The following is a 954-nucleotide window of genomic DNA, read 5'->3' on the forward strand; positions in this document are numbered from 1 at the left end:
GGCTCAGCAAGGTTTTGGAACTGTTCATCACGTTGCTTTTCGCGTAGAAAATCGACAAGCTCTTGAAGAGTGGATTAATCGAATGCCAAGCTTCGGTTTCCATACGTCTGGTTATGTGAATCGTCATTTCTTTGAATCGTTGTATGCAAGAGTGGCTCCGCAAATTTTATTTGAATTTGCGACAGATGGACCAGGATTTATGGGAGATGAACCATACGAAACGCTCGGAGAAAAATTATCACTGCCTCCTTTTTTAGAGCCAAAACGTGCAGAAATTGAGAAGCTCGTGCGTCCGATTGATACAGTAAGAAGTACAAAAGAGTTTGTGAAAGAATAATACACAAAAACACTCAAATAGCTATTTGAGTGTTYTTTGCTGTTTCAAAGATGAATCAGCTTTCAAAACGCTAAAAAAGAATGTGTTTTTGATATCTTTTCCTTTTATATATACCTATCGCGAATGTTTGCTTAAAAACTGCCAATGTCCTACAAGGAAGGAGTAGGAGTGGGTTGTGCATAGCCTTCTTTATATTTTTCGTCGATGTCTTTGCGGATATCTTTTATTGATTTGCCTCGGTTATAGTCGAGCATAGCTTTAGCTGCAATTTCTATACACAATCCGCACTTTGTTCCATGATCATCCCAGACAACTGCTCCGTTTCTTTTGTTTTTAAAAATAAAGCAGTCATAGCTATTTTTGTGATTCGCTTCCATGCCACATCCGCAGTAGCAAGGGATTTTTTCAAGTAGTTCACGATTTTTAGCAACGGATAGATAAACTAGTTTCATATCTTTAGGCTGGTTCTTCAAAAACTGTGGCAAAACATCTGCTCCCGGAGTCTCTTCGCGAATATCAGCAACTGCAGCTTTGTGATGTTCATGACCTGAATGTGCAGAAGAGTTTGTGGCAGAAGAAGTTGTTGTATTGTTTGAACAAGCGGATAATCCAATACT

General features: G+C 38.9%; 2 protein-coding genes. One reads left to right on the forward strand and one right to left on the reverse strand.

The features are described 5' to 3' along the window. A partial coding sequence (locus AC1DRF_RS29740; RefSeq protein ID WP_477742537.1) for a VOC family protein occupies nucleotides 1-337 on the forward strand: 337 nt, incomplete at its 5' end. A 149-nt stretch (nucleotides 338-486) separates the two neighbouring features. Here AC1DRF_RS29740 and AC1DRF_RS29745 read toward each other — a convergent pair. Continuing rightward, nucleotides 487-954, reverse strand: a 468-nt coding sequence (locus tag AC1DRF_RS29745; RefSeq protein ID WP_477742538.1) for a PCYCGC motif-containing (lipo)protein, incomplete at its 5' end; no start/stop codon positions are given.

The organism is Priestia sp. P5_B4 (assembly GCF_056400385.1).